The 23,222-nt window shown below is 70.6% G+C and carries 21 protein-coding genes; 13 read left to right on the top strand and 8 right to left on the bottom strand.

The window, feature by feature from the left end; genetic code table 11:
* The first annotated feature begins 1 nt into the window (after position 1).
* Genes nuoH through nuoN form a run of 7 tightly spaced genes read left to right on the top strand, consistent with a single transcriptional unit; the run spans position 2 to position 8,250 of the window.
* Positions 2-1,351, top strand: coding sequence for an NADH-quinone oxidoreductase subunit NuoH (gene nuoH / locus OHS33_RS21050; protein WP_330335135.1), 1,350 nt, complete (start codon positions 2-4; stop codon positions 1,349-1,351).
* On the top strand, positions 1,344-1,964 hold the full coding sequence (gene nuoI / locus OHS33_RS21055; RefSeq protein WP_330331958.1) for an NADH-quinone oxidoreductase subunit NuoI: 621 nt from the start codon (positions 1,344-1,346) through the stop codon (positions 1,962-1,964). The genes nuoH and nuoI overlap by 8 nt, the downstream gene beginning before the upstream one ends.
* 5 nt (positions 1,965-1,969) lie before the next feature.
* Positions 1,970-2,815, top strand: coding sequence for an NADH-quinone oxidoreductase subunit J (locus OHS33_RS21060; protein WP_330335136.1), 846 nt, complete (start codon positions 1,970-1,972; stop codon positions 2,813-2,815).
* Positions 2,812-3,111: an NADH-quinone oxidoreductase subunit NuoK gene (nuoK, locus tag OHS33_RS21065; protein ID WP_007265827.1), complete on the top strand. Its 300-nt coding sequence runs from the start codon at positions 2,812-2,814 to the stop codon at positions 3,109-3,111. The genes OHS33_RS21060 and nuoK overlap by 4 nt, the downstream gene beginning before the upstream one ends.
* Positions 3,112-3,123: 12 nt before the next feature.
* The gene (nuoL, locus tag OHS33_RS21070) at positions 3,124-5,019 is read left to right on the top strand and encodes an NADH-quinone oxidoreductase subunit L (RefSeq protein ID WP_330331959.1); all 1,896 of its coding nucleotides are present in this window, start codon (positions 3,124-3,126) and stop codon (positions 5,017-5,019) included.
* Between the two features lies 1 nt (position 5,020).
* The gene (locus tag OHS33_RS21075) at positions 5,021-6,610 is read left to right on the top strand and encodes an NADH-quinone oxidoreductase subunit M (RefSeq protein ID WP_330331960.1); all 1,590 of its coding nucleotides are present in this window, start codon (positions 5,021-5,023) and stop codon (positions 6,608-6,610) included.
* A complete protein-coding gene (nuoN, locus tag OHS33_RS21080) occupies positions 6,607-8,250 on the top strand; it encodes an NADH-quinone oxidoreductase subunit NuoN (RefSeq protein WP_330331961.1) in 1,644 nt (547 codons plus the stop codon). The genes OHS33_RS21075 and nuoN overlap by 4 nt, the downstream gene beginning before the upstream one ends.
* Before the next feature lie 66 nt (positions 8,251-8,316).
* Here the strand turns inward: nuoN and OHS33_RS21085 are convergent, their stop codons facing one another.
* From OHS33_RS21085 to fahA, 3 genes are all read right to left on the bottom strand, one after another.
* Entirely contained in the window at positions 8,317-8,916 is a 600-nt protein-coding gene (locus OHS33_RS21085; RefSeq protein ID WP_330331962.1) for a hypothetical protein, read from the bottom strand.
* Positions 8,917-9,000: 84 nt separating this feature from the next.
* On the bottom strand, positions 9,001-9,570 hold the full coding sequence (locus OHS33_RS21090) for a hypothetical protein (protein WP_330331963.1): 570 nt from the start codon (positions 9,568-9,570) through the stop codon (positions 9,001-9,003).
* A gap of 98 nt (positions 9,571-9,668) precedes the next feature.
* Positions 9,669-10,931: a fumarylacetoacetase gene (fahA, locus tag OHS33_RS21095; RefSeq protein ID WP_330331964.1), complete on the bottom strand. Its 1,263-nt coding sequence runs from the start codon at positions 10,929-10,931 to the stop codon at positions 9,669-9,671.
* Between the two features lie 140 nt (positions 10,932-11,071).
* Here fahA and OHS33_RS21100 point away from each other — a divergent pair, with 140 nt between their 5' ends.
* The gene (locus OHS33_RS21100) at positions 11,072-11,890 is read left to right on the top strand and encodes an HAD family hydrolase (RefSeq protein ID WP_330331965.1); all 819 of its coding nucleotides are present in this window, start codon (positions 11,072-11,074) and stop codon (positions 11,888-11,890) included.
* A 249-nt stretch (positions 11,891-12,139) separates the two neighbouring features.
* On the opposite strand, the gene OHS33_RS21105 is transcribed toward OHS33_RS21100, so the two are convergent.
* Together OHS33_RS21105 and OHS33_RS21110 are read right to left on the bottom strand one after the other, a co-directional pair.
* On the bottom strand, positions 12,140-14,149 hold the full coding sequence (locus tag OHS33_RS21105; RefSeq protein WP_330331966.1) for a CocE/NonD family hydrolase: 2,010 nt from the start codon (positions 14,147-14,149) through the stop codon (positions 12,140-12,142).
* A gap of 49 nt (positions 14,150-14,198) precedes the next feature.
* Complete coding sequence (locus OHS33_RS21110) at positions 14,199-15,719, bottom strand: peptide MFS transporter (protein WP_330331967.1); 1,521 nt, start codon at positions 15,717-15,719, stop codon at positions 14,199-14,201.
* A 190-nt stretch (positions 15,720-15,909) separates the two neighbouring features.
* Here OHS33_RS21110 and OHS33_RS21115 point away from each other — a divergent pair, with 190 nt between their 5' ends.
* From OHS33_RS21115 to OHS33_RS21130, 4 genes are all read left to right on the top strand, one after another.
* The gene (locus OHS33_RS21115) at positions 15,910-16,920 is read left to right on the top strand and encodes a polyprenyl synthetase family protein (protein ID WP_330331968.1); all 1,011 of its coding nucleotides are present in this window, start codon (positions 15,910-15,912) and stop codon (positions 16,918-16,920) included.
* Positions 16,921-17,171: 251 nt separating this feature from the next.
* Positions 17,172-18,404 carry a LolA family protein gene (locus OHS33_RS21120; protein ID WP_330331969.1) on the top strand — a complete coding sequence of 411 codons (1,233 nt, stop codon included), beginning with the start codon at positions 17,172-17,174 and terminating at the stop codon, positions 18,402-18,404.
* Positions 18,405-18,535: 131 nt separating this feature from the next.
* Positions 18,536-18,739 (top strand): ribbon-helix-helix domain-containing protein, encoded by a 204-nt coding sequence (locus tag OHS33_RS21125; RefSeq protein ID WP_239516343.1) that lies wholly within the window; start codon positions 18,536-18,538, stop codon positions 18,737-18,739.
* Positions 18,736-19,155: a hypothetical protein gene (locus tag OHS33_RS21130; protein ID WP_330331970.1), complete on the top strand. Its 420-nt coding sequence runs from the start codon at positions 18,736-18,738 to the stop codon at positions 19,153-19,155. The genes OHS33_RS21125 and OHS33_RS21130 overlap by 4 nt, the downstream gene beginning before the upstream one ends.
* 38 nt (positions 19,156-19,193) lie before the next feature.
* Here the strand turns inward: OHS33_RS21130 and OHS33_RS21135 are convergent, their stop codons facing one another.
* The 3 genes from OHS33_RS21135 to OHS33_RS21145 form a co-directional block, all read right to left on the bottom strand.
* On the bottom strand, positions 19,194-20,510 hold the full coding sequence (locus OHS33_RS21135) for a M28 family metallopeptidase (protein ID WP_330331971.1): 1,317 nt from the start codon (positions 20,508-20,510) through the stop codon (positions 19,194-19,196).
* Positions 20,511-20,722: 212 nt separating this feature from the next.
* Positions 20,723-21,715: an EamA family transporter RarD gene (gene rarD, locus OHS33_RS21140; protein ID WP_330331972.1), complete on the bottom strand. Its 993-nt coding sequence runs from the start codon at positions 21,713-21,715 to the stop codon at positions 20,723-20,725.
* A 134-nt stretch (positions 21,716-21,849) separates the two neighbouring features.
* Positions 21,850-22,704, bottom strand: a complete 855-nt coding sequence (locus OHS33_RS21145) for an SDR family oxidoreductase (RefSeq protein WP_330331973.1) — start codon at positions 22,702-22,704, stop codon at positions 21,850-21,852.
* Between the two features lie 103 nt (positions 22,705-22,807).
* Here OHS33_RS21145 and OHS33_RS21150 point away from each other — a divergent pair, with 103 nt between their 5' ends.
* Positions 22,808-23,206: a winged helix-turn-helix transcriptional regulator gene (locus tag OHS33_RS21150; protein ID WP_330331974.1), complete on the top strand. Its 399-nt coding sequence runs from the start codon at positions 22,808-22,810 to the stop codon at positions 23,204-23,206.
* The last annotated feature ends 16 nt before the right edge of the window (positions 23,207-23,222 follow it).

The following is a 23,222-nucleotide window of genomic DNA, read 5'->3' on the forward strand; positions in this document are numbered from 1 at the left end:
GATGGCGGCCGAGGACCTGTCGCTGTTCGGCAAGGACGTCTGGTGGCTGGTGCTCATCAAGGCGGTGTTCTGCTTCGCCTTCCTGATGGTGACCGTGCTCTTCTCCATCGTGTGGGAGCGCAAGGTCGTCGCCTGGATGCAGCTGCGCATCGGCCCCAACCGGCACGGCCCCTGGGGCTTCCTCCAGTCGCTCGCCGACGGCGTCAAGCTGATGCTGAAGGAAGACATCGTCGTCAAGCGGGCCGACAAGGTGGTGTACATCCTGGCCCCGATCATCGCGGCGGTGCCGGCCTTCATGGCCATCGCGGTGATCCCCTTCGGGCCCTCCGACAACGAGGTCTCGATCTTCGGCCAGCGCACCACGATGCAGCTCACCGACCTGCCGATCGCGATGCTGTACGTGCTCGCGGTCGCCTCGGTCGGGATCTACGGCATCGTCCTCGCGGGCTGGTCCTCGGGCTCGACGTACCCGCTGCTCGGCGGCCTGCGCTCCTGCGCGCAGATGATCTCCTACGAGATCGCGATGGGGGCGGCCTTCGCCTCGGTCTTCCTCTACTCCGGGTCGATGTCGACCTCGAAGATCGTGGAGGCGCAGGGCGACCGCTGGTTCATCGTGCTGCTGCCGGTGTCCTTCATCATCTACGTCGTCACGATGGTGGGCGAGACCAACCGCGCCCCCTTCGACATGCCGGAGTCCGAAGGCGACCTGGTCGGCGGCTTCAACACCGAGTACTCCTCCATCAAGTTCGCGCTGTTCATGCTGGCCGAGTACGTCAACATGGTCACCGTCTCCTCGGTCGCGACCACCCTGTTCCTGGGCGGCTGGCGGGCCCCGGCGCCGATCTCGACGTACTGGGAGGGCGCGAACCACGGCTGGTGGCCGATGCTCTGGTTCGTCCTCAAGGTCCAGCTGCTGCTCTTCTTCTTCATCTGGCTGCGCGGCACGCTGCCCCGCGTGCGCTACGACCAGCTGATGAAGCTCGGCTGGAAGGTCCTCATCCCGGTCTCCGTCGTCTGGCTGATGCTCGTGGCGACCGTACGGGCGCTGCGCAACGAGCGGTACGACTTCTCCGAGATCGTGCTGTACGTCGGCGGGGGCGTCGTGGCGGTCCTGCTGCTGTCCCTGGTCGCGGACGTCTTCCGGGACCGCAAGGGCAAGGCGGCCGCCGCGGCCGAACTGAACGACGCCGCGCCCTTCGATCCGATGGCGGGCGGTTTCCCGGTTCCGCCGAAGCCCGGCCAGCACCTGGCACCCGTACCGCGCAGGCGGCCCCGCACCGAGCGGGAGCTGATCGTCAGTGGCGGGCCGAACAACGACAGTGACCGAGAGGAGGGTGCTGAGGATGTCTGACACCGACGAGAACGAGAAGTGGCAGAACCCGGTGGCCGGCTTCGGCGTGACCTTCAAGGCCATGTTCAAGAAGCGGCTCACCGAGCAGTACCCGGAGCAGCACAAGACCACCGCTCCGCGCTTCCACGGACGGCACCAGCTCAACCGCCACCCGGACGGCCTGGAGAAGTGCATCGGGTGCGAACTGTGCGCCTGGGCCTGCCCCGCCGACGCGATCTACGTGGAGGGCGCGGACAACACCGAGGAGGAGCGCTACTCCCCGGGCGAGCGCTACGGCCGCGTCTACCAGATCAACTACGCCCGCTGCATCCTGTGCGGGCTGTGCGTCGAGGCGTGCCCGACCCGGGCGCTGACCATGACGAACGAGTTCGAACTGGCCGACTCCAGCCGCGAGGCGCTCATCTACACCAAGGAGCAGCTCCTCGCCGGGCTGACGGAGGGCATGGTCGAGGCCCCGCACTCCATCTTCCCGGGCACCGACGACCAGGACTACTACCGCGGGCTGGTCACGGAGGCCGCTCCGGGCACGGTCCGCCAGGTCGCCGTCTCCAAGGGCGAGGTCCCCGAGGGCGAGAGCGCCGACGGGAACGCCACCGAGGAGGTCGGCGCGTGAACGCCATGGCCGCCGCCTCCACGCTCACCTCCACCGGTGAGGCCGTGCAGTTCTGGGTGCTCGGCACCGTCGCCGTGATCGGCGCGCTCTGCACGATCCTGATGAAGAAGGCCGTGCACAGTGCGCTGTGCCTGGCCGGGACGATGATCATCCTGGCGGTCTTCTACCTCGCCAACGGGGCGTACTTCCTGGGCGTCGTCCAGGTCATCGTCTACACCGGCGCGATCATGATGCTCTTCCTCTTCGTGGTCATGCTCGTCGGCGTCACCGCCGCGGACTCGCTGAAGGAGACCATCAAGGGCCAGCGCTGGCTGGCGCTGCTGTGCGGCCTCGGCTTCGGCATCCTGCTGATCGCCGGGCTCCGCAACGCCTCCCTGACCCACTTCAACGGACTGGGCAAGGTCAACTCCGCGGGCCACGTCGAGGGCCTGGCCACGCTGATCTTCACCAAGTACGTGTTCGCCTTCGAGATCACCGGCGCGCTGCTCATCACCGCGGCCGTCGGCGCGATGGTGCTCACCCACCGCGAGCGCACCGAACGCGCCGCGACCCAGCGCGAACTCGCCGAGAAGCGCGTGCGCGAGGGCGTCCAGCTCCCGCCGCTGCCCGCCCCCGGCGTCTACGCCCGGCACAACGCGGTGGACGTCGCCGGTCTGCTGCCGGACGGCACCCCGTCCGAGCTGACCGTCAACAAGACCCTGCGCTCCCGGGGCCAGATCCGGGACGTGTCCGGCAAGGCGCTGGAGGACCTGAAGGCGCTGGAGCAGGCCTCGTCCGAGCGGCTCGGCCGTGAGCCGGACCAGCTCGGCCGTGAGTCCGGGCGGCTCGGCCGTGAGGAGGCATCGAAGTGAATCCCGTCAACTACCTCTACCTCGCCGCCCTGCTGTTCACCATCGGCGCGGCGGGCGTGCTCATCCGCAAGAACGCGATCGTCCTGTTCATGTGCGTCGAGCTGATGCTCAACGCCTGCAACCTGGCCTTCGTCACCTTCTCCCGGATGCACGGCAATCTCGACGGCCAGATCATCGCCTTCTTCACGATGGTCGTCGCCGCCGCGGAGGTCGTGGTGGGCCTCGCGATCATCGTGTCGCTGTTCCGGACCCGCCACTCGGCCTCGGTCGACGACGCCAGCCTGATGAAGCTGTAAGGGGCGCACACAGTGGAGAACCTGATCGCGCTGCTCGTCGCGGCGCCCCTGCTCGGAGCGGCGGTGCTGCTCTGCGGCGGCCGCCGGCTCGACAAGGCCGGGCACCTGCTCGGCACCCTGCTCGCCGCCGTGTCCTTCGGGATCGGCGTGGTGCTGTTCACCGACATGCTCGGCCGCGCCGCCGAGGACCGGGCCATCCACCAGCGGCTGTTCAGCTGGATCCCGGTGGAGGGCTTCCAGGCCGACCTCGGCTTCCAGCTCGACCAGCTGTCGATGACCTTCGTCCTGCTGATCACCGGCGTCGGCACGCTCATCCACGTGTACTCGATCGGGTACATGGAGCACGATGAGCGCCGCCGCCGCTTCTTCGGCTACCTCAACCTCTTCCTCGCGGCGATGCTGATCCTGGTCATCGCCGACAACTACCTGCTGCTGTACGTCGGGTGGGAGGGCGTCGGCCTGGCGTCGTACCTGCTCATCGGCTTCTGGCAGCACAAGCCCAGCGCGGCCACCGCCGCGAAGAAGGCCTTCCTGGTCAACCGGGTCGGCGACATGGGCCTCTCGATCGCCATCATGCTGATGTTCACCACCTTCGGGACCTTCGCCTTCGGCCCGGTCCTCGGCGCCGCCGGCAGCACCTCCGAGGGCAAGCTGACGGCCATCGGCCTGATGCTGCTGCTCGCCGCCTGCGGCAAGTCGGCCCAGGTGCCGCTCCAGTCCTGGCTCGGCGACGCGATGGAGGGCCCGACCCCGGTCTCGGCCCTGATCCACGCGGCGACGATGGTGACCGCGGGCGTCTACCTGATCGTCCGCTCGGGCGCCATCTTCAACGAGGCACCGGACGCGCAGACCGCGGTCGTCGTGGTCGGCGCGGTGACGCTCCTCTTCGGTGCGATCGTCGGTTGCGCGAAGGACGACATCAAGAAGGCCCTCGCCGGGTCGACGATGTCGCAGATCGGCTACATGATCCTGGCCGCGGGCCTCGGCCCCATCGGCTATGTCTTCGCGATCATGCACCTGGTGACGCACGGCTTCTTCAAGGCCGGCCTCTTCCTCGGCGCCGGTTCCGTGATGCACGGGATGAACGACGAGGTCGACATGCGCAAGTACGGCGGCCTGCGCACGTACATGCCGGTCACCTTCGTGACGTTCGGTCTCGGGTACCTCGCTATCATCGGCTTCCCGGGCCTGTCGGGCTTCTTCTCCAAGGACAAGATCATCGAGGCGGCCTTCGCCAAGGGCGGCACCGAGGGCTGGATCCTCGGCGGCGTCGCCCTGCTGGGCGCCGCGATCACCGCGTTCTACATGACCCGCGTGATGCTGCTGACGTTCTTCGGCGAGAAGCGCTGGCAGCCGGACGCCGATGGCCACGCCCCGCACCCGCACGAGTCCCCGAAGTCCATGACCATCCCGATGATCGTGCTGGCCTTCGGGTCGGTGTTCGCGGGCGGCTTCTTCGGGATCGGCGACCGGTTCCTCAAGTGGCTGGAGCCCGTCACCCAGCACGAGCACGGGAACCCGCCGGTCAGCGCCCTGACGGTGACCCTGTCCACCATGGCGGTCCTGGTCCTCGGCGTCGGCATCGCCTGGGCGATGTATGGGCGGGGGCCCGTCCCGGTGGTCGCCCCGCGCGGCTCCCTGCTGACCCGGGCCGCCCGGCGCGACCTGCTCCAGGACGACTTCAACCACGTCGTGCTGGTGCGCGGCGGCGAGCACCTGACCCGCTCGCTCGTCTACGTCGACCACAGCCTCGTCGACGGTGTGGTCAACGGAACGGCCGCCGCGGTCGGCGGGCTGTCGGGCCGGCTGCGCAAGCTCCAGAACGGCTACGCCCGCAGCTACGCGGTCTCGATGTTCGGGGGCACGGCGATCCTGATCGCCGCGACCCTGCTGATGAGGGCGGTGTGAGATGAGTTTCCCGCTTCTGACGGCGACGGCGGCGCTGCCCGCGGTCGGCGCGATCCTGACGGCGGCCGTACCGGCCGCCCGCAGGACCGCCGCCAAGTGGCTCGCGCTGCTGGTCTCGCTGGCGACGCTGGCGCTGGCCGCCCTCGTCGCGGTCCGCTTCGAACCGAGCGGCGACCGCTTCCAGCTCACCGAATCCCACTCCTGGATCAAGGACTTCGGGGTCCGCTACGAACTGGGCGTGGACGGCATCGGGGTGGCGCTGATCGCGCTCACCGCCCTGCTGATCCCGTTCGTGATCGCGGCGGGCTGGCACGACGCCGACCCCCTGGAGACGCATTCATCGCGCTGGCGGCCGACCCAGGGTTTCTTCGCCCTGATCCTGCTGGTCGAGGCGATGGTGATCGTCTCCTTCGAGGCCACCGACGTCTTCCTCTTCTACATCTTCTTCGAAGCCATGCTGATCCCGATGTACTTCCTCATCGGCGGCTTCGGGGACCGGGCACACTCCGGGTCCGATGAGAACGCGGCCGCGCAGCGCTCGTACGCGGCGGTCAAGTTCCTCCTCTACAACCTGGCCGGCGGGCTCATCATGCTGGCCGCGGTCGTCGGGCTGTATGTGGTCGCGGGGAACTTCTCCCTCCAGGAGATCATCGAGGCCCGCGCCGCCGGCACCCTGGACATGTCCCAGGGCACCGAACGCCTGCTGTTCCTCGGTTTCTTCTTCGCCTTCGCGGTCAAGGCCCCGCTGTGGCCGCTGCACACCTGGCTGCCCAACGCGATGGGCGAGGCCACCGCACCGGTCGCCGTCCTGATCACCGCGGTGGTCGACAAGGTCGGCACCTTCGCGATGCTCCGCTTCTGCCTCGGCCTCTTCCCCGAGGCCAGCAAGTGGGCCACGCCGGTCGTCCTGGTCCTGGCCCTGATCAGCATCGTCTACGGCGCGCTGCTCGCGGTCGGCCAGCGCGACATCAAGCGGCTGGTCGCCTACGCCTCGATCTCGCACTTCGGCTTCATCATCCTGGGCATCTTCGCGATGACCTCCCAGGGCCAGTCCGGCGCCACCCTCTACATGGTCAACCACGGCCTGTCGACGGCGGCGCTGATGCTGGTCGCCGGATTCCTGATCTCGCGCCGCGGCTCCCGGCTCATGGCCGACTACGGCGGCGTGCAGAAGGTCGCCCCGGTGCTCGCCGGGACCTTCCTGATCGGCGGCCTGGCCACCCTCTCGCTGCCGGGCCTCGCGCCCTTCGTCAGCGAATTCCTGGTCCTGGTGGGCACCTTCGCCCGCTATCCGGCCGTCGGCATCATCGCCACCTTCGGGATCGTGCTGGCCGCGCTCTACACGCTGGTCCTCTACCAGCGCACCATGACCGGCCCGATCAAGGAGGAGGTCGCCGCCACCATGCCCGACCTGCGCCTGCGGGAGGTGCTGGTGGTCGCCCCGCTGATCGCCCTGCTCATCGGGCTCGGCGTCTACCCGAAGCCGCTGACCGAGATCGTCAACCCGGCGGTGAAGCACACCATGTCCGACGTCAAGCAGCACGACCCCAAGCCCACCGTGCCGGTACCGAGCGTGGAGGCCGCCAAGTGAGCACCACCGTGGGCCTCTGGGCCCTGGCCGCCGATCCGATCGACAAGATCCCGGCCCCGCACATCGAGTACACGCAGCTCTCGCCCACGCTGATCGTGCTGGGCGCGGCGCTGATCGGCGTCCTCGTCGAGGCGTTCGTACCGCGCAAGGCCCGCTACTACGCCCAGGTGTTCCTCACCGTCGCCGCGCTGGCCTCGGCCTTCGCGGCGGTGGTGGCGCTCGCCGCGGGCGGGTACGGCACCGCCAAGGCGCACGTCGCCGCGATGGGCGCCATCGCCGTGGACGGACCGGCGCTGTTCCTGCAGGGCACCATCCTGCTGGCGTCCGTCGTCGCCGTCTTCACCTTCGCCGAGCGGCGCCTGGACCCGGAGGCCCACGGCAACCGGGTGGACTCCTTCGCCGCGCAGGCGGCGTCCGTCCCGGGCAGCGACAGCGAAAAGGCCGCCGTCAAGGCCGGGTTCGCCACCACCGAGGTGTTCCCGCTGATGCTGTTCGCGGTCTCCGGGATGCTGATCTTCCCGGCGGCCGACGACCTGCTGACCCTGTTCGTGGCGCTGGAGGTCTTCTCCCTCCCGCTCTACCTGCTCTGCGCCCTCGCCCGCCGCCAGCGGCTGATGTCGCAGGAGGCCGCGGTCAAGTACTTCCTGCTGGGCGCCTTCTCCTCCGCCTTCCTCCTGTTCGGCATCGCGCTCGTCTACGGCTACGCGGGCTCCGTCTCGTACTCCGTGATCGCGGACGTGGTGGACGGCACCGTCCAGAAGATCGACCCGGCCCTCGCGGGCACCATGGGCAACGACGCGCTGCTGCTGATCGGCGGCGCGCTGATCCTGATGGGCCTGCTGTTCAAGGTCGGCGCGGTCCCCTTCCACATGTGGACCCCGGACGTCTACCAGGGCGCCCCGACCCCGGTCACCGGCTTCATGGCGGCGGCGACGAAGGTCGCGGCCTTCGGCGCGCTGCTGCGCCTGCTGTACGTGGTCCTGCCGGGCCTGCGGTGGGACTGGCGCCCGGTGATGTGGGGCGTCGCGATCGTCACGATGCTGGCGGGCGCGGTCATCGCGATCACCCAGACCGACGTGAAGCGGCTGCTGGCCTACTCCTCGATCGCGCACGCGGGCTTCATCCTGGCCGGTGTGATCGCCACCTCGAAGGAGGGCGTCTCCTCCGTCCTCTTCTACCTGGCGGCGTACTCCTTCGTGACGATCGGCGCCTTCGCCGTGGTCACGCTGGTGCGCGACGCGGGCGGCGAGGCCACGCACCTGTCCAAGTGGGCGGGCCTGGGCCGCCGTTCCCCGCTGACGGCGGCCGTCTTCGCGGTGTTCCTGCTCGCCTTCGCCGGCATCCCGCTGACCTCCGGCTTCGCCGGTAAGTTCGCGGTCTTCAAGGCGGCGGCGGAGGGCGGCGCGGGCGCGCTGGTCGTGGTCGGTGTGATCTCCTCGGCGATCGCGGCGTTCTTCTACATCCGGGTCATCGTGCTGATGTTCTTCAGCGAGCCGAAGGCCGACGGCCCGACCGTGGCCGTCCCCTCGTTCCTGACGATGACCACGATCGCGGTGGGCGTCGCGGTGACGGTGGTCCTGGGCGTGGCACCCCAGTACTTCCTCGAACTGGCCGGCCACGCGAGCACGTTCGTCCGCTGACCGGTCCGCACATGTGGCAGGGCCCGGCTCCCTTCGTAAGGGGGCCGGGCCCTGGTGCGTACGGGCTCAGTGCGGGTGGGGCGGGGCGGCCGGGGTGGTGGAGTTCTTCGGGCAGGTCAGGGCCGGGTTCCAGTTGTGGAAGCGGCCCGCCGGGTTCTTTTCGTACGCCCACAGGTGGAGGTCGTAGTGCTTGGGCATGCCCGGCCAGTGGCCGGGCATGGGGCCGTCGAAGGGCAGGCCGAACATGCTCGGGCGGTCGTTGCTGGTCTTCAGGTCCTGGTCGCCGTCGGTGGCCATCCACTCCACCGTCTGGAGCTTGCGGCGGCCGTGCTCGTCCTTCTCGGTGCTGTACAGGAGCGCGGTCGGCTTGCTGGGGTCCAGGGAGCCCCAGTAGGCCTGCTTGACGTAGTGGTAGCCCATGGAGCCCACCCCGAACGGGTTGGTCATGCACTCCTGGCCGTGCGGGACGTACCCGTCCTTGATCGCCTCGCGCTCGTCCACGTACTTGGCGGTCACCGCCATCGCCGTGGCCAGGTCGAGCATCGCCTGCCGGTTGCGGGGGTCGGGCGCCGGACCGTCCACCGCGTGGGCCGCGGGGACGGCGGCCAGGGCGAGGGACGCGGCGGCCGCGCAGGTCAGGACGGCCTTCAGGGGGCGTGCGGGCATCGGGGCTCCTGGCGGGGTGGGGGACGTGTGTCCACCCTGTCCGGGAGTGTGCGCGGGCGCACGTGGTGCGCATCCAATGGGGGGTCAGGGGGTCTTCGGGGGGCGGGTGGTGCCCGGCAGGCAGCGCACCCTCGGGTTGTGCGTCGCGAACCTCCCGTCCGGGTTGGCCTTCCACAGCCACAGGTGCAGGGAGTAGTGGACCCCCTGCCCCGGGAACCGGCTCGGCAGCGGGCCCTCGAAGGGCTGGCCGAACATGCTCGGGCGGTCGTCGTCCGTCTCCATCTTCCCGTCGCGGTCCTTGACCATCCACTCCAGCGCGACCAGGCGGCGGCCGCCGTGTCCGTCGTCCTCGTAGAAGAGGGCCGCGGGCCGCTCCGGGTCGAGGGAGCCGTCGTTCGCGTGGTTGAAGTGCGGGTAGCCCAGGGCGCCGGGACCGGCCTTGTTCGCGATGCAGTACGTGTCGGACGGATATCCGGCGGTGAGCGCCTCCTGCTCGCGCAGGTACCGGCGGCTCGCCAGGGAGGCCCGCGCCAGGTCCGCCGTGGGCGTGGTGGCTGTCGTTGCCGTGGCCGTCGTCGGGGACAGGGTGAGTGCGGTGGCGGCTGCCAGGGCCAGGGCGGTCAGGGGGAGGGTCCTGCCGGTGCGAGGGGCCATGCGGGAACTCCTTCGGGGCGGCGGGGGGCGTGCGCTCCAGCAGCTTCGCCCGGCCGCCCCCGGCCCGCCACGTGGGCGGGCCAGGAGGACGAAAGGAGCTACCGGCCGCCCGCCGTGCGGGCCGCCGCGATGGTGCCGGTGACCTCGCCGAGGCCGACCTTGGTGCCGTCGGGGCCGGGGGCCCAGGCGGTGAGGGTGACGGTGTCGCCGTCCTCCAGGAAGGTCCGCTTGCCGTCGGGGAGTTCCAGGGCGTCGCGGCCGTTCCAGGTCAGCTCCAGGAGCGAGCCGCGCTGGCCGGTCTCGGGGCCGGAGACCGTGCCCGAGCCGTAGACGTCACCGGTGCGCAGGGAGGCGCCGTTGACCGTCATGTGGGCGAGCTGCTGGGCGGCGGTCCAGTACATCGAGGAGAACGGCGGGTGCGCCACCTCGTGGCCGTTGATGGAGACCGTGATGTGCAGGTCGAAGCCGCCCTGCTCGTCGGCGCCCGCGTCGCTGTCGTCGAGGTACGGCAGCAGGGGGAAGTCCCGGGCGGGGGGCGCGACGCGGGCCGCGTCCAGGGCCTCCAGCGGGGTGACCCAGGCGGAGACGGAGGTCGCGAAGGACTTGCCGAGGAACGGGCCGAGCGGCACGTACTCCCAGGCCTGGATGTCGCGCGCCGACCAGTCGTTCAGCAGGAACAGCCCGAAGACGTGCTCGCGGAAGTCGCCGAGCGGTACGGCCGTGCCCAGTTCGGACGGGGTGCCGACGACGAAGCCGACCTCCGCCTCGATGTCGAGCTTGATGCTCGGGCCGAAGACGGGCGCCGGGTCGGCGGGCGCCTTGCGCTGCCCGCAGGGCCGTACGACGTCCGTGCCGGAGACGACGAGGGTGCCCGCGCGGCCGTGGTAACCGATGGGCAGGTGCTTCCAGTTGGGGGTGAGCGCGTCACCGTCCGGGCGGAAGATCTGACCGACGTTGGTGGCGTGGTGCTCGCTGGCGTAGAAGTCGACGTAGTCCGCGACCTCGTACGGCAGGTGCATCGTGACGGCTTCGAGCGGCACCAGGTGCGGCTCGACGGCGGGCCGGTGGCCCGGGTCGGTCACCCACGCGGTCAGCGCGCGGCGCACGTCGTGCCAGGCGGTGCGGCCCGCGGCCAGCAGCGGGTTGAGGGTGGGGCGGCCGAGCAGTCCGGCGTACGGGGACCCGAGCGCGAGGGCGACGGCGCCCGCGTCCAGCACGTACCCGCCGATCCGCACGCCGATGCGCCGCTGGGGCTCCGCGTCGCCGCCCGTGTCCTCGGCGGTGGAGAACACGCCGTACGGGAGGTTGTGCGGCCCGAACGGGTCGCCCTCGGGAACGTCGAGGGGGCTCTGCAGGGGCATGGGATACTGCCTCGCTTTCCGGGCGGTCCGGGGGTGTCCCGGGTCTTGTTGACACGTTACGTGCCTGGTGGGGCCTGCGGGAGGCCGGATTCGGGCTCTATTTGTAGGACTTGTCCAACGAGGTCCGTATCCTTGAACCCGTGACTTCCGCCCCCCCGCGCGCCCTTCCGTATGCCCTGATCGCCACTGACCTGGACGGGACGCTGCTGCGCGCAGGTGACACAGTTTCCGCCCGTTCGTACGCGGCGCTCGCGACGGCGCGCGCGGCGGGCGCCCGGCACATCGTCGTCACCGGGCGCCCCGTCCCGCAGGTCCGGCACGTACTGGAGGACCTCGGCTACACGGGGCTCGCGGTGTGCGCGCAGGGCGCGCAGGTGTACGACGCGGCGGCCGGGCGCATGCTGCACTCCGTCCCCCTGGACCGGGACCTCGCGGAGGTCGCCCTAGGCAAGATCGAAGCGGAGATCGGCGAGGTGTTCGCGGCCGTCAACCGGGAGGGGGTGGACGCCGAGATGCTGATAGGGCCGGGCTACCGGATGTGGCACCCGCACCTGCCGACGGTCCGCGTCCCGCGCCGCGCCGACCTGTGGTCGGCCCCGATCAACAAGGTGCTGCTCCAGCACCCCGAGCTGGACGACGACGAACTGACCCGGGTCGCGCGGGGAGTCGTCGGTGACCTCGTGAACGTCACGATGGCCGGGGAGCACACGGTGGAACTCCAGCCGCCGGGCATCGACAAGGCGAGCGGCCTCGCGTGGGCGGCCGGTGTCCTCGGCCTGGAAGCGTCCTCGACGATCGCCTTCGGCGACATGCCGAACGACATCCCCATGTTCACGTGGGCCGCGCACGGTGTCGCCATGGCGAACGCGCACCGGGAGCTGGTCGCGGTGGCGGACGAGGTGACCCTGTCGAACGAGGCGGACGGGATCGCGGTGGTCCTGGAGGGCCTGTACGCATAGCGCGCGCCCGCCCTTTCCCTCCGGGGGCGCCTCCGGCCCGGCAAATCCAGCCCGCCCGGCGTTTGAGGGCCCGCCGGAGGCCCCACCGGCCGGTGGCGGTTCTGGGGTGCGGACGGTGGGGCCGTGCGGCGCTCCTGCCCTCCGGGGGCGCCTCAAACGCCGGCGGGGCTGGATTCGCGGGGTGGCGCTGCCCCGGCAAATCTGGCTCGCTGGGCACATCCAGCCCGCCCGGCGTTTGAGGGCGTCGGATCAGCCCGCCGCGCGGGGGAGGCGGCGTTCCCAGGTGCGGTGGAAGAGGACCTCGTCACCCTCACGGCACACGACCTCGTTCGACGTCACGAAGCCGCCCTCGTCGCACGAGATCTCCGACCGGGTCTCCACCCTCGCGTCCCAGCCCAGCTCGGGCCGGTGCAGCCGGATCCGCCACCGGGAGAGGGTCCGGGCGGACAGCGGGTCGCCGTCCTCGATCTCGTACACCTCCTCCGCGTCCTCGGTGAACTCCAGCCCGTCCGGGTACAGCCGCGTGCCCCCGTACCGGGGGTCCACCTCCAGCCGCCAGAGCCCGCGCGCGACGTCCCGTACGACGAGGCGTTCGGGGCGCGGTGCGTCCAGGGTGGCGGGGTACACCACGCCGAGGCCCTCGGACTGCTCGGGCGGCCCGAAGCTGATCTCCGGCCCGGCCGCCCCCGCGGAGGGGTCCCGTACCGGCAGGGTCAGCGCGCTCCCCGCCGGTTCCAGCGTCCAGCCCGCCTCCGATCCGGCGCGCGGCCAGATCCACGGCCAGTAGGCGGAGGACACCGCGAGCCGGATCCGGTGCCCGGGCGGGAAGGCGTGCCCGATGGCGTTGAGTTCGAAGGTGACGTCCTCGTACGCGCCCACGGGCCACGGCACGGCCTGGTCCCGCCCGCGCCGCGCGGACAGGTTGAGCGCGCCCCGGGTGACGAGCGTCGAGGACCCGTCGGGCGCGACGTCGCAGACCCGGGCCACGACCTGCCCGTACGGCACGTCCATCCGCAGCCGCAGGGTGACCCGGGGCCGCCCGAGGACCTCCAGCCGTCCGCCGGTGCCCACCGGGAATTCGAAGCAGGCCGATTTGGCGTCCTCCTCGCGCTGGTCCGGCGGCAGGTCGCCGTCGTTGCCGAAGGGGAAGAAGCGGCCCGCGTCGAGGCCGGTGTGCTGCGGGGACGCGACGAGGACCGGGTCGCCCTGGAGCCCGTACGAGTGCGGCGCCACCGCGGGGGAGGGCCAGGCGGGGTCGCCGACCCAGCGGCCCTCCATGCGCTCGTAGACGGTCGCCGGGGGGTGCGACTCGCTGATCCAGGAGCGCAGCAGCGGTTCGTCCATGACCCCGTTGTCCACGCCCTTGAGCCAGTGGTCCCACCAGCGCAGGGTCTCCTGGAGGAAGCCGATCGCGGGTCCCGGCGGCAGGCCGCGGTCGGGGTACTGGTGGGACCAGGGGCCGATCAGGCCGCGCACCCGGTCGGCGGGGAGGTGTTCGACCAGCCGCAGGACGGTGTCCCGGTAGGGGTCGTGCCAGCCGCCGACGGCGAGGACGGCGGCGCCGATCGCGGAGTAGTCCTCGCAGACGCTGCCGTGCTTCCAGTAGCCGTCGCGGGTCTGGTGGGAGAGCCAGGTGTGGACGAGCGGTTCGACGGCCTCCAGCCGGTCCAGCCACTGTTCCTTCCAGCCGTCGCCCGCGTAGAGCGGGTCCGGCGGTCGGGAGGCGAAGGCGAGCATGGTGGCGGCCCAGGCGTGCATGTCGACGGCGAGGACGGAGCCGCCCATGTAGTGGACGTCGTTGTCGTAGCGGTCGTCGGTGGAGCAGACGGTGACGACGGCTTTGAGCGGTTCGGGCGCGAGGGCGGCGATCTGGAGGGAGTTGAAGCCGCCCCAGGAGATGCCGAACATGCCGACCGCGCCGGTGCACCAGGGCTGCGCAGCGAGCCATTCGACGACGGCGACCCCGTCGGCGAGTTCCCGGGCGTCGTACTCGTCGCCGGGGTGGCCGCCGCTGTTGCCGTGGCCGCGTACGTCGACGCGCACCGAGGCGTAGCCGTGCCCGGCGTACCAGGGGTGGCGCTGGTGGTCGCGGGGCGCGGTCCAGTCGCTGAGCCGGTACGGGAGGTACTCCAGCAGGGCGGGTACGGGATCGCCGGTCACCGGCCGCCAGACGCGGGCGTACAGCTCCACCCCGTCCGGGAGCGGAATCCGGACATCCTCATGGGTGGTCCCGTACGGGAAGTCGGTGCGGATGATCATGCGTGGCCTCAGCCCCTCACAGGAACGGACAGCAGCAACGGACGGGACGTCAGTGGACGGGGTGCATCGTGCGCCGCAGCCACGGGGCGAGGGCGATCACGGCCAGGCCCGCGGCCACCGCGATCGCGCCGTTGACGCCGAAGTAGGCGGGGACGGAGACCTTGCCGTAGAGCTTGACCACCTGGGCCTGGATGCCGTTGGCGAGGGCCAGCGAGAGGAACCACAGGGCCATGGTCTGGCTGGCGTAGGCCTTCGGGGCGAGTTTGGTGGTGGCCGACATGCCCGAGGTCTCCAGCAGGATGTCGCCGAGGCCGAGCAGCAGGTAGGAGCCGACGATCCACCAGGCGGCCATCTTGAAGGTGTCGTCGCCGCCGTGCCCGGAGGTCGGGATGACCATCAGCAGGAACGACAGCCCGCCCAGGATCACCCCGATCGCGATCTTGTTCGAGGAGTGCGGCTGGCGGCGGCCCATCCGGACCCAGACGGCGGCGACGACCGGGGCCAGCGCCACCTCGAACGCGCCGAGCGCGGAGGCGTACCAGCTCGCGGGGAAGTGGAAGCCGAGGATCGAGGTCTGCGCGTTCGTCGAGGCCAGCAGCATCATCGTCGAGTAGGCCTGGAAGAGGATGAAGTTGAAGGCGACGGAGGCGAGGAAGAGCACCACGTACGGGCGCAGCCGGCCGCGTTCCTCCGTGGTGACCCGGGGGCTGCGGAACATGACGGCGAAGTAGACGACCGGCGCGATCACCGAGATCAGGGTGAGCAGGTCGACGAACCGGCCCATGGTGAGCCAGCCGAGGGAGGCCAGCAGGGTGGCGAGGACGGCCACGGCGAGCAGTCCGCCGATGATCGTCCGCACGGCGCGGCGCATCGCGGCGGGGGCGAGGGCGTACTCGGCAGAGTGCTTTCGTCCGGCCAGATGGCGGCGTCCGAGGACGTATTGGACCAGGCCGGCCGTCATGCCGATGGCGGCGGCGGAGAAGCCCCAGTGCCAGCCCTTGTGCTCGCCGAGCCAGCCGGTGATGAGCGGTCCGGCGAACGCGCCGATGTTGATGCCCATGTAGTAGAGGGCGAATCCGGCGTCGCGGCGCTGGTCGTCGGTGCGGTAGAGCTTGCCGACCATGCTGGCCACATTGGGCTTGAGCAGGCCGGTGCCCGCGCTGATCAGGCCGAGTCCGGCCCAGGTCATGGCGGCGGTCGGCACGGCCATCGCGTAGTGGCCGCAGGCGATCAGGACGCCGCCCCACAGGACGGCGCGGTAGGAGCCGAGGATCCGGTCGGCGAGCCAGCCGCCGGCCACGGAGACGAGGTAGACCATGGTTCCGTAGGCAGCCGATACGGACGCGGCGGTTCCCGGGTTCATTCCGAGGCCGCCGTTGACTACGGTGTCCGCGAAGTAGAGAACCAGGATGGCCTGCATGCCCAGGAACGAGAAGCGCTCCCAGACCTCCAGCCCGGAGAGCGTCGCCAGACCCCTGGGGTGGCCGAGGAAGGCGTGGTCGTCGCGGGGCGGCGGCTGGTCGGCCTCCGGGTCCACCGGTTCGTCGATATCGGGTGCAGTTCTGGACAAAACGTATTCTCCGGTCGTATGGGCTCCTCACGAACATACCGGTGCGGTTCGGGCAGTGCGCGGGTGGCGACCGGGCGGGCGCTCACGGTGATCGAAAACAGACCGGATACGCTGGCTTGAGTGATGGCAGCGACACATCGACAATCCAGGTGATCGTCACCGTGATCGTCAGCAGACAGGAGTACCCCTCGTGACCGTCGTCGGGCCGTTCGGACTGAGCGTGCGGGACCAGGCTCTTGAGAGCGATGTCCAGGCCGGACTGGCCGCAGTCGAGGCGGGTCTGCTGGAAGCGACCAAGAGCGAAGTCCCCTTCATCACCGAGGCCGCACAGCATTTGGTGAAGGCCGGAGGCAAGCGGTTCAGGCCGCTGCTGGTGATGCTCGCGTCACGCTTCGGCGATCCCTACGCGCCCGGCATCGTGCCGTCAGCGGTGGTCGTCGAACTCACCCACCTCGCGACGCTCTACCACGACGACGTCATGGACGAGGCGGACGTCCGGCGCGGGGTGGACAGCGCGAACACCCGCTGGGGCAACTCCGTGGCCGTCCTGACGGGTGATTTCCTGTTCGCCCGCGCCTCGCACATCCTGGCCGACCTCGGACCCGAGGCCGTACGGATCCAGGCCGAGGCCTTCGAGCGGCTGGTGACGGGTCAGATCCTGGAGACGGCCGGGCCGCGCGACGGCCGCGACCCCATCGCCCACTACCTCGACGTCATCGCGGGCAAGACCGGCTCGCTGATCGCGGTCTCCGGCCGCTTCGGCGCGCTGATGTCCGGCGCCGACGAATCGGTCGTCGACATCCTCACGCAGTACGGCGAGCGCCTCGGCACCGCCTTCCAGCTCGCGGACGACGTCCTGGACATCGCCTCCGACTCGCACGAGTCCGGCAAGACCCCGGGTACGGACCTGCGCGAGGGCATCCCGACGCTGCCGGTGCTCCGGCTGCGGGAGATGGCCGCGCGGGACGGGCGGGAGGACGACCTGGAGCTCGTACGCCTCCTGGACGGCGACCTGACGGACGACGCCCGGCACGCCGAGGTGCTGTCCCGGCTGCGGGTGCACCCGGCGCTGGAGCAGGCGCGGCGCGACACCATCCGCTACGCCGAGGACGCGCGGGCCACGCTGGCCCCGCTGCCCGAGTGCTTCGCGAAGTCGGCCCTGGAAGAGCTGTGCGACGCGGTGGTGCACCGGGCCGGTTAGGCCCACTGGTTAATTACCTTCGGCAGAGGCGAGGCCCTCCGACCCCCTACGGGATGGGGACGGGGGGCCTTCGTCGTGTCATCCCTCCGGTGTACATGGAGTTGGCTCCGAGGAGTGATGCCTCAGGGCCCTTCCGTTTGGTCAGATAGAGGCACATCCCCACCAGATCGGGTGAGAGTGGCGGCGCGGGGTGGACGTTGTAAAGCCGGGATGGGTAGGTCGCCGCCTACACACAGAGGTAGGGCAGAGACATGGCAGCGAACGCAAAGACTTCTCGCAAGGCCTCGCGGTACGCGGTACCGGTCGTGGTCGTGGGAGTGGCCGTGGCGACCGTCGGACTGGTTCCGGCCTTCGCCAACGCGAGCGGACCGGACCTTCCCAAGGTGACGGCGCAGCAGCTCATCGAGAAGATCGCCGCATCGGACACGCAGCAGCTGTCCGGCACCGCGAAGATCACCACCGACCTCGGCCTGCCGAAGCTGGCGACCGGCATGCTCGGCGGCGGAAGCGTCTCCGGCGGCTCCGCGGACCCGCAGGACAAGCTCACGCAGCTCGCCACGGGCACGCACACCTTCAAGGTCGCGGCCGACGGCCCGGACCGCCAGCGGATCACCTTCCTGGACGGCAAGGACGAGTACAGCCTCATCCACAACGGTGAAGAGGTCTGGGGCTACGACAGCAAGTCCAATGAGGTCTTCCATGAGAAGAACGCGGGCACCAGGGCGGGGGAGAAGGGCAAGGAGCACAAGACGGCCGACCGCCTCGCCTCCTCGCCCGCGCAGCTCGCCGACGAGGCCCTGAAGGCCGCCGGACCCACCACCGACGTCAGCGTCGGCGACACGGCCCAGGTGGCCGGGCGCGACGCCTACCAGCTGGTCCTCAAGCCGAAGGCCTCCGGTTCCACGATCGGGTCCGTGCAGATCGCCGTGGACGCCAAGACCGGTGTGCCGCTGCGCTTCCAGGTGCTCTCCAGCGCGGGCGGCAAGCCGATCCTGGACGCGGGCTTCAACAAGGTCGACTTCGGCAAGCCGGCCGCCGACACCTTCACCTTCACCCCGCCCAAGGGCGCCAAGGTGAAGGAGGGCTCGGACGCCCCGGTCGACGGCAAGATCGACAAGAGGCTCCAGGACAAGTCGCACGGCGGCCTGGGCTCCCTCCCGATCCCCGGCCTGGACGGTGTGACCGGCGGCGCGGGCAAGGGCGCGACCACGGTCCTCGGCGAGGGCTGGGCCTCGGTCGCCCGGATCGACTCGGGCTCGGGCAAGGGCCTCAAGGACTTCGAGGGCAAGGCGAACGAGAAGGGCGCCCCCAAGGAGGCCAAGCAGTTCCTCGACAGCCTCGGGGACAAGGTCACCGGCAAGTTCGGCTCCGGCCGGGTCTTCTCGACCCGCGTGTTCAACGCGCTGATCACGGACGACGGCAAGGTCTATGTGGGTGCGGTCACCAAGGACGCCCTGGTGAAGACGGCCAACGCCGGGAAGTAGCCCGCGGCCCGCGGCTCGCGCGATGCGGGTGTGGGCACAGGTGCACCAAGGGTGGCCCGGGACTTGTGTCCCGGGCCACCCTTGTGGCGTAACCCTCCTCTGTACAGCGGGCCCGCTGTACCGTGAATGCCATGTCGAGACACGTCACCATCCGCCTGGAAGAAGAGTTCCACGAGCGCCTCAAAGCGCGCGCGGCGGCGCTGGGGACGACGGTCACCGCGCTGATCACCGAGGTCACCGAACGCGAACTGGACGAGGACCGCAAGAACTTCCTCTCCGGCATCGAGGAGTTCGCCGACCACTGGGGCTACTTCCAGGAGCGGTTCGGCCATTGAAGATCACCATGGAGTGGGCCTGGACCGCTCTGGCCCACCATCTCCCGTCCGATCCCGCCGTCTGGGACCCCTCCGGGGTGGCCGCCGCGGTGGCCCGCCACCAGAACGACCTGGTGCTGGTCCCGGAGCAGCCCGCCCCCGACACCGCCTGGCGGGCCGCCGCGTTCCTGCACACGCTCGCGGTGTGCCCGGCGCTGGAATCCCCGATGAACGAGTTCTACGCGGCCGCCGCCACCCGCTCGTACCTGCGCGTGGCCGGAGCGAAGCAGCTCCCCTCGCCCGAAGCGCTCGGCGACCTGGTCGAGGCCGCGAAACTGGGCCGGGCCGACATCGCGGCGGTCGCCGAGGAACTGCGCGCCCGGATACAGGAACCTGTCCCGGAATCGACGTCGGTGCTACGCGCCGAGGGCGCGTAGCACCGACGTCGCACCTCGCCGGAGCCAGAGGGTGATTCCTAGAAGGTGATCTTCCAGCTGTTGATGTAGCCCACGTCCTGTGCGGCCACGTCCTTGACCTGGAGTTTCCAGACGCCGTTGGCGACCTCGCTCGACGCGTTCACCGTGTACGAGGCGATGACGTTGTCGGCCGAGTCCGAGCCGGAGTTCTTCAGCCGGTACGCCGTTCCGTCCGGGGCGATCAGGTCGATCTGGAGGTCGCCGCGGTAGGTGTGGACGATGTTCACGTCCACCTTCGTGGTGGCCGGGGCGTTGCCCGTGACGCCCGAGACGGTGATCGGTGAACTGACCCCGGCCGCCGGGGAGTCCGGGATGCTGACGTCCGTCGTGTTCTCGAAGGACGGGCCGGACGGCACCGTGGCGGCGGCGCCGAGCGTCCAGACCGCGTAGGCGATCGCGTCGCTGTTCTTGTCCAGGGCGGCGTCATCGATGTTCGCCGAGGTGTCGCACGACCGGTGGTAGCAGGCGTCGAAGGCCTTGCCGGAGGTGCCGCCCCACTTCTGGGCCTGCGCCGCGGTCTTGATGTAGTCGGCGCCGCTGAAGAGGCCGCCGACCGGGATGCCCGCGTCCTTGAACGGGGCGTGGTCGGAGCGTCCGTCGCCCTCGGTCTCGATCTCCGTGGGGATGCCGACGCCCGCGAAGTACGTCTTGAAGGTCTGCTCGATCGTGGGGTCGTCGTCATAGACGAAGTAGCCCGGGTTCGGCGAGCCGACCATGTCGAAGTTCAGATAGCCGGAGATCTTCGACTTCTCCGCGCTCGGCAGGTTGTTGACGTAGTACGTCGACCCGACCATGCCCAGCTCCTCCGCGCCCCACCAGCCGAAGCGCAGGTGCTTGGTGGACTGGAGGCCGGCCCGGGAGACGGCGAGGGCGGTTTCGAGGATGGCCGCCGAGCCGGAGCCGTTGTCGTTGATGCCGGGACCCGCGTTGACCGAGTCCAAGTGCGAGCCGGACATCAGGACCGAGTTGGGGTCACCGCCGGGCCAGTCGGCGATCAGGTTGTAGCCGGTGGAGCCGCTGGAGGTGAAGGTCTGGAGCGTGGTCGTGTAGCCGGCCGCGTCCAGCTTGGCCTTCACGTAGTCGATCGAGGCCTTGTAGCCGGCCTTGCCGTGCGCGCGGTTGCCGCCGTTGGCGGTGGCGATCGACTGGAGCTGGGTCAGGTGCGCCTTGACGTTGGCGATGGGGATGTCGGGCGGCGTCGGCGCGGCCGTGGCCGCCGTGGGGGAGGCCAGTGCCGCGGGGGCGGTGGAGGCGAACAGACCGGCCACCGCGAGCGCGGTGACGGCGGCCAGGCGCCGGGAGACGGACAGGCTCATGTGGGGGCTCCGGGATTCCGCGGGGATGTGACGGAACTGTGGGGATAGAGCGGGTGAGCGTTGGTGCGTCAGTTCGAGCCTGATGTTCAGCGAGAGTATGACTGTCCGTCAAGGTCATGATCCGGTCAGCGGGGTTCGGAAAACGGACGGTCCCCGGTACGGATGTTCCGTACCGGGGACCGGGGGTGGATGATGCGCGGCCGCGCCCGCGGCTAGGCCGGTTCGCGCGCCGGGGCGACGGGGGCGCCGTCCGCCGCGGTGGTGGCCGTGGCCGTGTCCGTGCTCGCGGCGGCCGCGGCGGCCGCCGCGAGGGCCGCGCGCGAGCGCCGGGCGGTCCCGAGCGCGTCCCAGGTGAGCAGGGCGAGCGCGGCCCAGACCAGCGCGAACCCGGCCCAGCGCTCGGGCGGCATCGCCTCGTGGAAGTAGAGGACGCCGAGGCCGAACTGGAAGACCGGGGCCAGGTACTGGAGCAGCCCGAGGGTGGAGAGCGGGACCCGGATCGCGGCGGCACCGAAGCAGACCAGCGGGATCGCGGTGACCAGGCCGGTGGCCGCCAGCAGCGCCGTGTGCCCGGCGCCCTGGGCGGTGAAGGTGGACTGGCCCTGGGCCGTCAGCCACAGCAGGTAGCCGAGGGCGGGCGGGAAGAGCAGCGCGGTCTCGGCGGCCAGTGAGTCCAGGCCGTGCAGGTTGATCTTCTTCTTCAGCAGGCCGTAGGTGGCGAAGGAGAAGGCCAGCACCAGGGAGATCCACGGCGGCCGCCCGTATCCGACCGCCAGCACCACGACGGCCGCGGCGCCGATCGCGACGGCGGCCCACTGGGCGCGGCGCAGCCGCTCGCCGAGGACGAAGACGCCGATGGCGATGGTGACCAGCGGGTTGATGAAGTAGCCGAGGCTGGCCTCGACGACCCGGCCGTTGTTCACGGCCCAGATGTACAGGCCCCAGTTCACCGAGATCACGGCGGCCGCCAGCGCGGTCAGCCCGAGCTTGCGCGGCTGGCCGGCGAGGGCGCGTATCCAGCCCCAGCGGCGCATCACCAGCAGGGCGAGGCCGACGGCGGCCAGGGACCACACCATGCGGTGGGCGAGGATCTCGATCGCGCCCGCGGGCTTGAGCAGCGGCCAGAAGAGGGGCACCAGCCCCCACATGCCGTAAGCGCCGAATCCGTAGAGCAAACCCGTGCGCTGCTCGTCGTCTGCCTTCACGGGCCCTCCTGGGTCACTTCAAGCCAACCTCACGAAGGTAGCGCCGACGCCGCCGGATGTCATGCCCATTAACAGGTGACAGTCATGACATCCGGGTGCCTCCACCGCGGCTCGGGCCGGGCCTCCACCGTGGCTCAGGCCAGCGCGGCGGCGATCGCGGCGGCGATCGGAGTGGTCGGGCGGCCGATCAGCCGGGCCAGGTCCCCGCTGGTGCCCGCGAGCCGCCCGCGCGCGATGGCCGCGTCCACATCGACCAGGATCGCCGCGAAGGCGGCCGGGACCCCGGCGCCGGTCAGCACGTCCAGGTGCGCGTCCGCCGGGACCGACGCGTAGGTGATCTCGCGGCCGGACTGCGCCGCGACCTCGGCCGCGTACTCCGCCAGGCTCCAGGCGGTGTCGCCGCTCAGCTCGTAGACCCGGTTCAGGTGGCCCTCGCCGCTGACCACGGCGGCCGCCGCGGCGGCGTAGTCGGCGCGGGCCGCGGACGCGATGCGGCCCTCGCCCGCGCTGGAGACCACCGCGCCGTGCTCCAGTACGTTCCCCAGCTGCGCGGTGTAGTTCTCGTGGTACCAGCCGTTGCGCAGGAAGGTGTGGGGCAGCCCGGAGTCGAGGATGAGCTGCTCGGTGACGCGGTGCTCGGCGGCGAGGTCGAAGTCGGCCTCGGGGCCGCCGAGGATCCCGGTGTAGGCGAGCTGGGCCACCCCGGCGGCCTTCGCGGCCTCGATCACGGCGGTGTGCTGCGGCACGCGGTGGCCGACCTCGCTGCCGGAGATCATCAGGACCCGGTCCCCGGCGCGGAAGACGCCGTCCAGGCTCGCGGGGTCGCTGTAGTCCGCGACGCGCACCTCGATGCCGCGCTCGGCCAGGTCGGCGGCCTTCTCCTTGTTCCGGACGACGGCGGCGATCTCCGAGGCGGGGACGGTGGCCAGCAGGTCCTCCAGGACGAGGCGGCCGAGGGCTCCGGTGGCTCCGGTGACGACGATGCTCATGACGTGCTCCTTCAGTGTCCTTCGGGGTCCTTCGGGGTGATGACACCACCTTATGGAGTGCGCTAACCATTCGTAAGTACCCACTTTGGAGTAAGGTACTGGTATGGAAGTAAGTGTGCAGGCAGTGAGCGTGAAGGCTCCGATGTGTCCCTCCCGCGGCGTCCTGGAGCACGTCACCAGCCGCTGGGGGGTCCTCGTCCTGGCCTCGCTGGTGGAGCGGTCGTACCGGTTCAGCGAACTGCGCCGGGAGGTGGGCGGCGTCAGCGAGAAGATGCTGGCCCAGACCCTCCAGACGCTGGAGCGGGACGGCTTCGTCCTGCGGGTCGCGCGGCCGGTGATCCCGCCGCACGTCGACTACTCCCTCACCCCGCTGGGGCGCGAGGCCGCCGAACAGGTGTGGGCGCTGGCCCGCTGGACGGAACGCCGTACGGGCGCGGTGCAGGAAGCCCGGGCGGCGTACGACGAGGCGCGCGCGGCGTACGACGAGGCCCGGACCCCGTAGTACCTACGGGGGATCC

The organism is Streptomyces sp. NBC_00536, assembly GCF_036346295.1.
GTDB lineage: Bacteria > Actinomycetota > Actinomycetes > Streptomycetales > Streptomycetaceae > Streptomyces.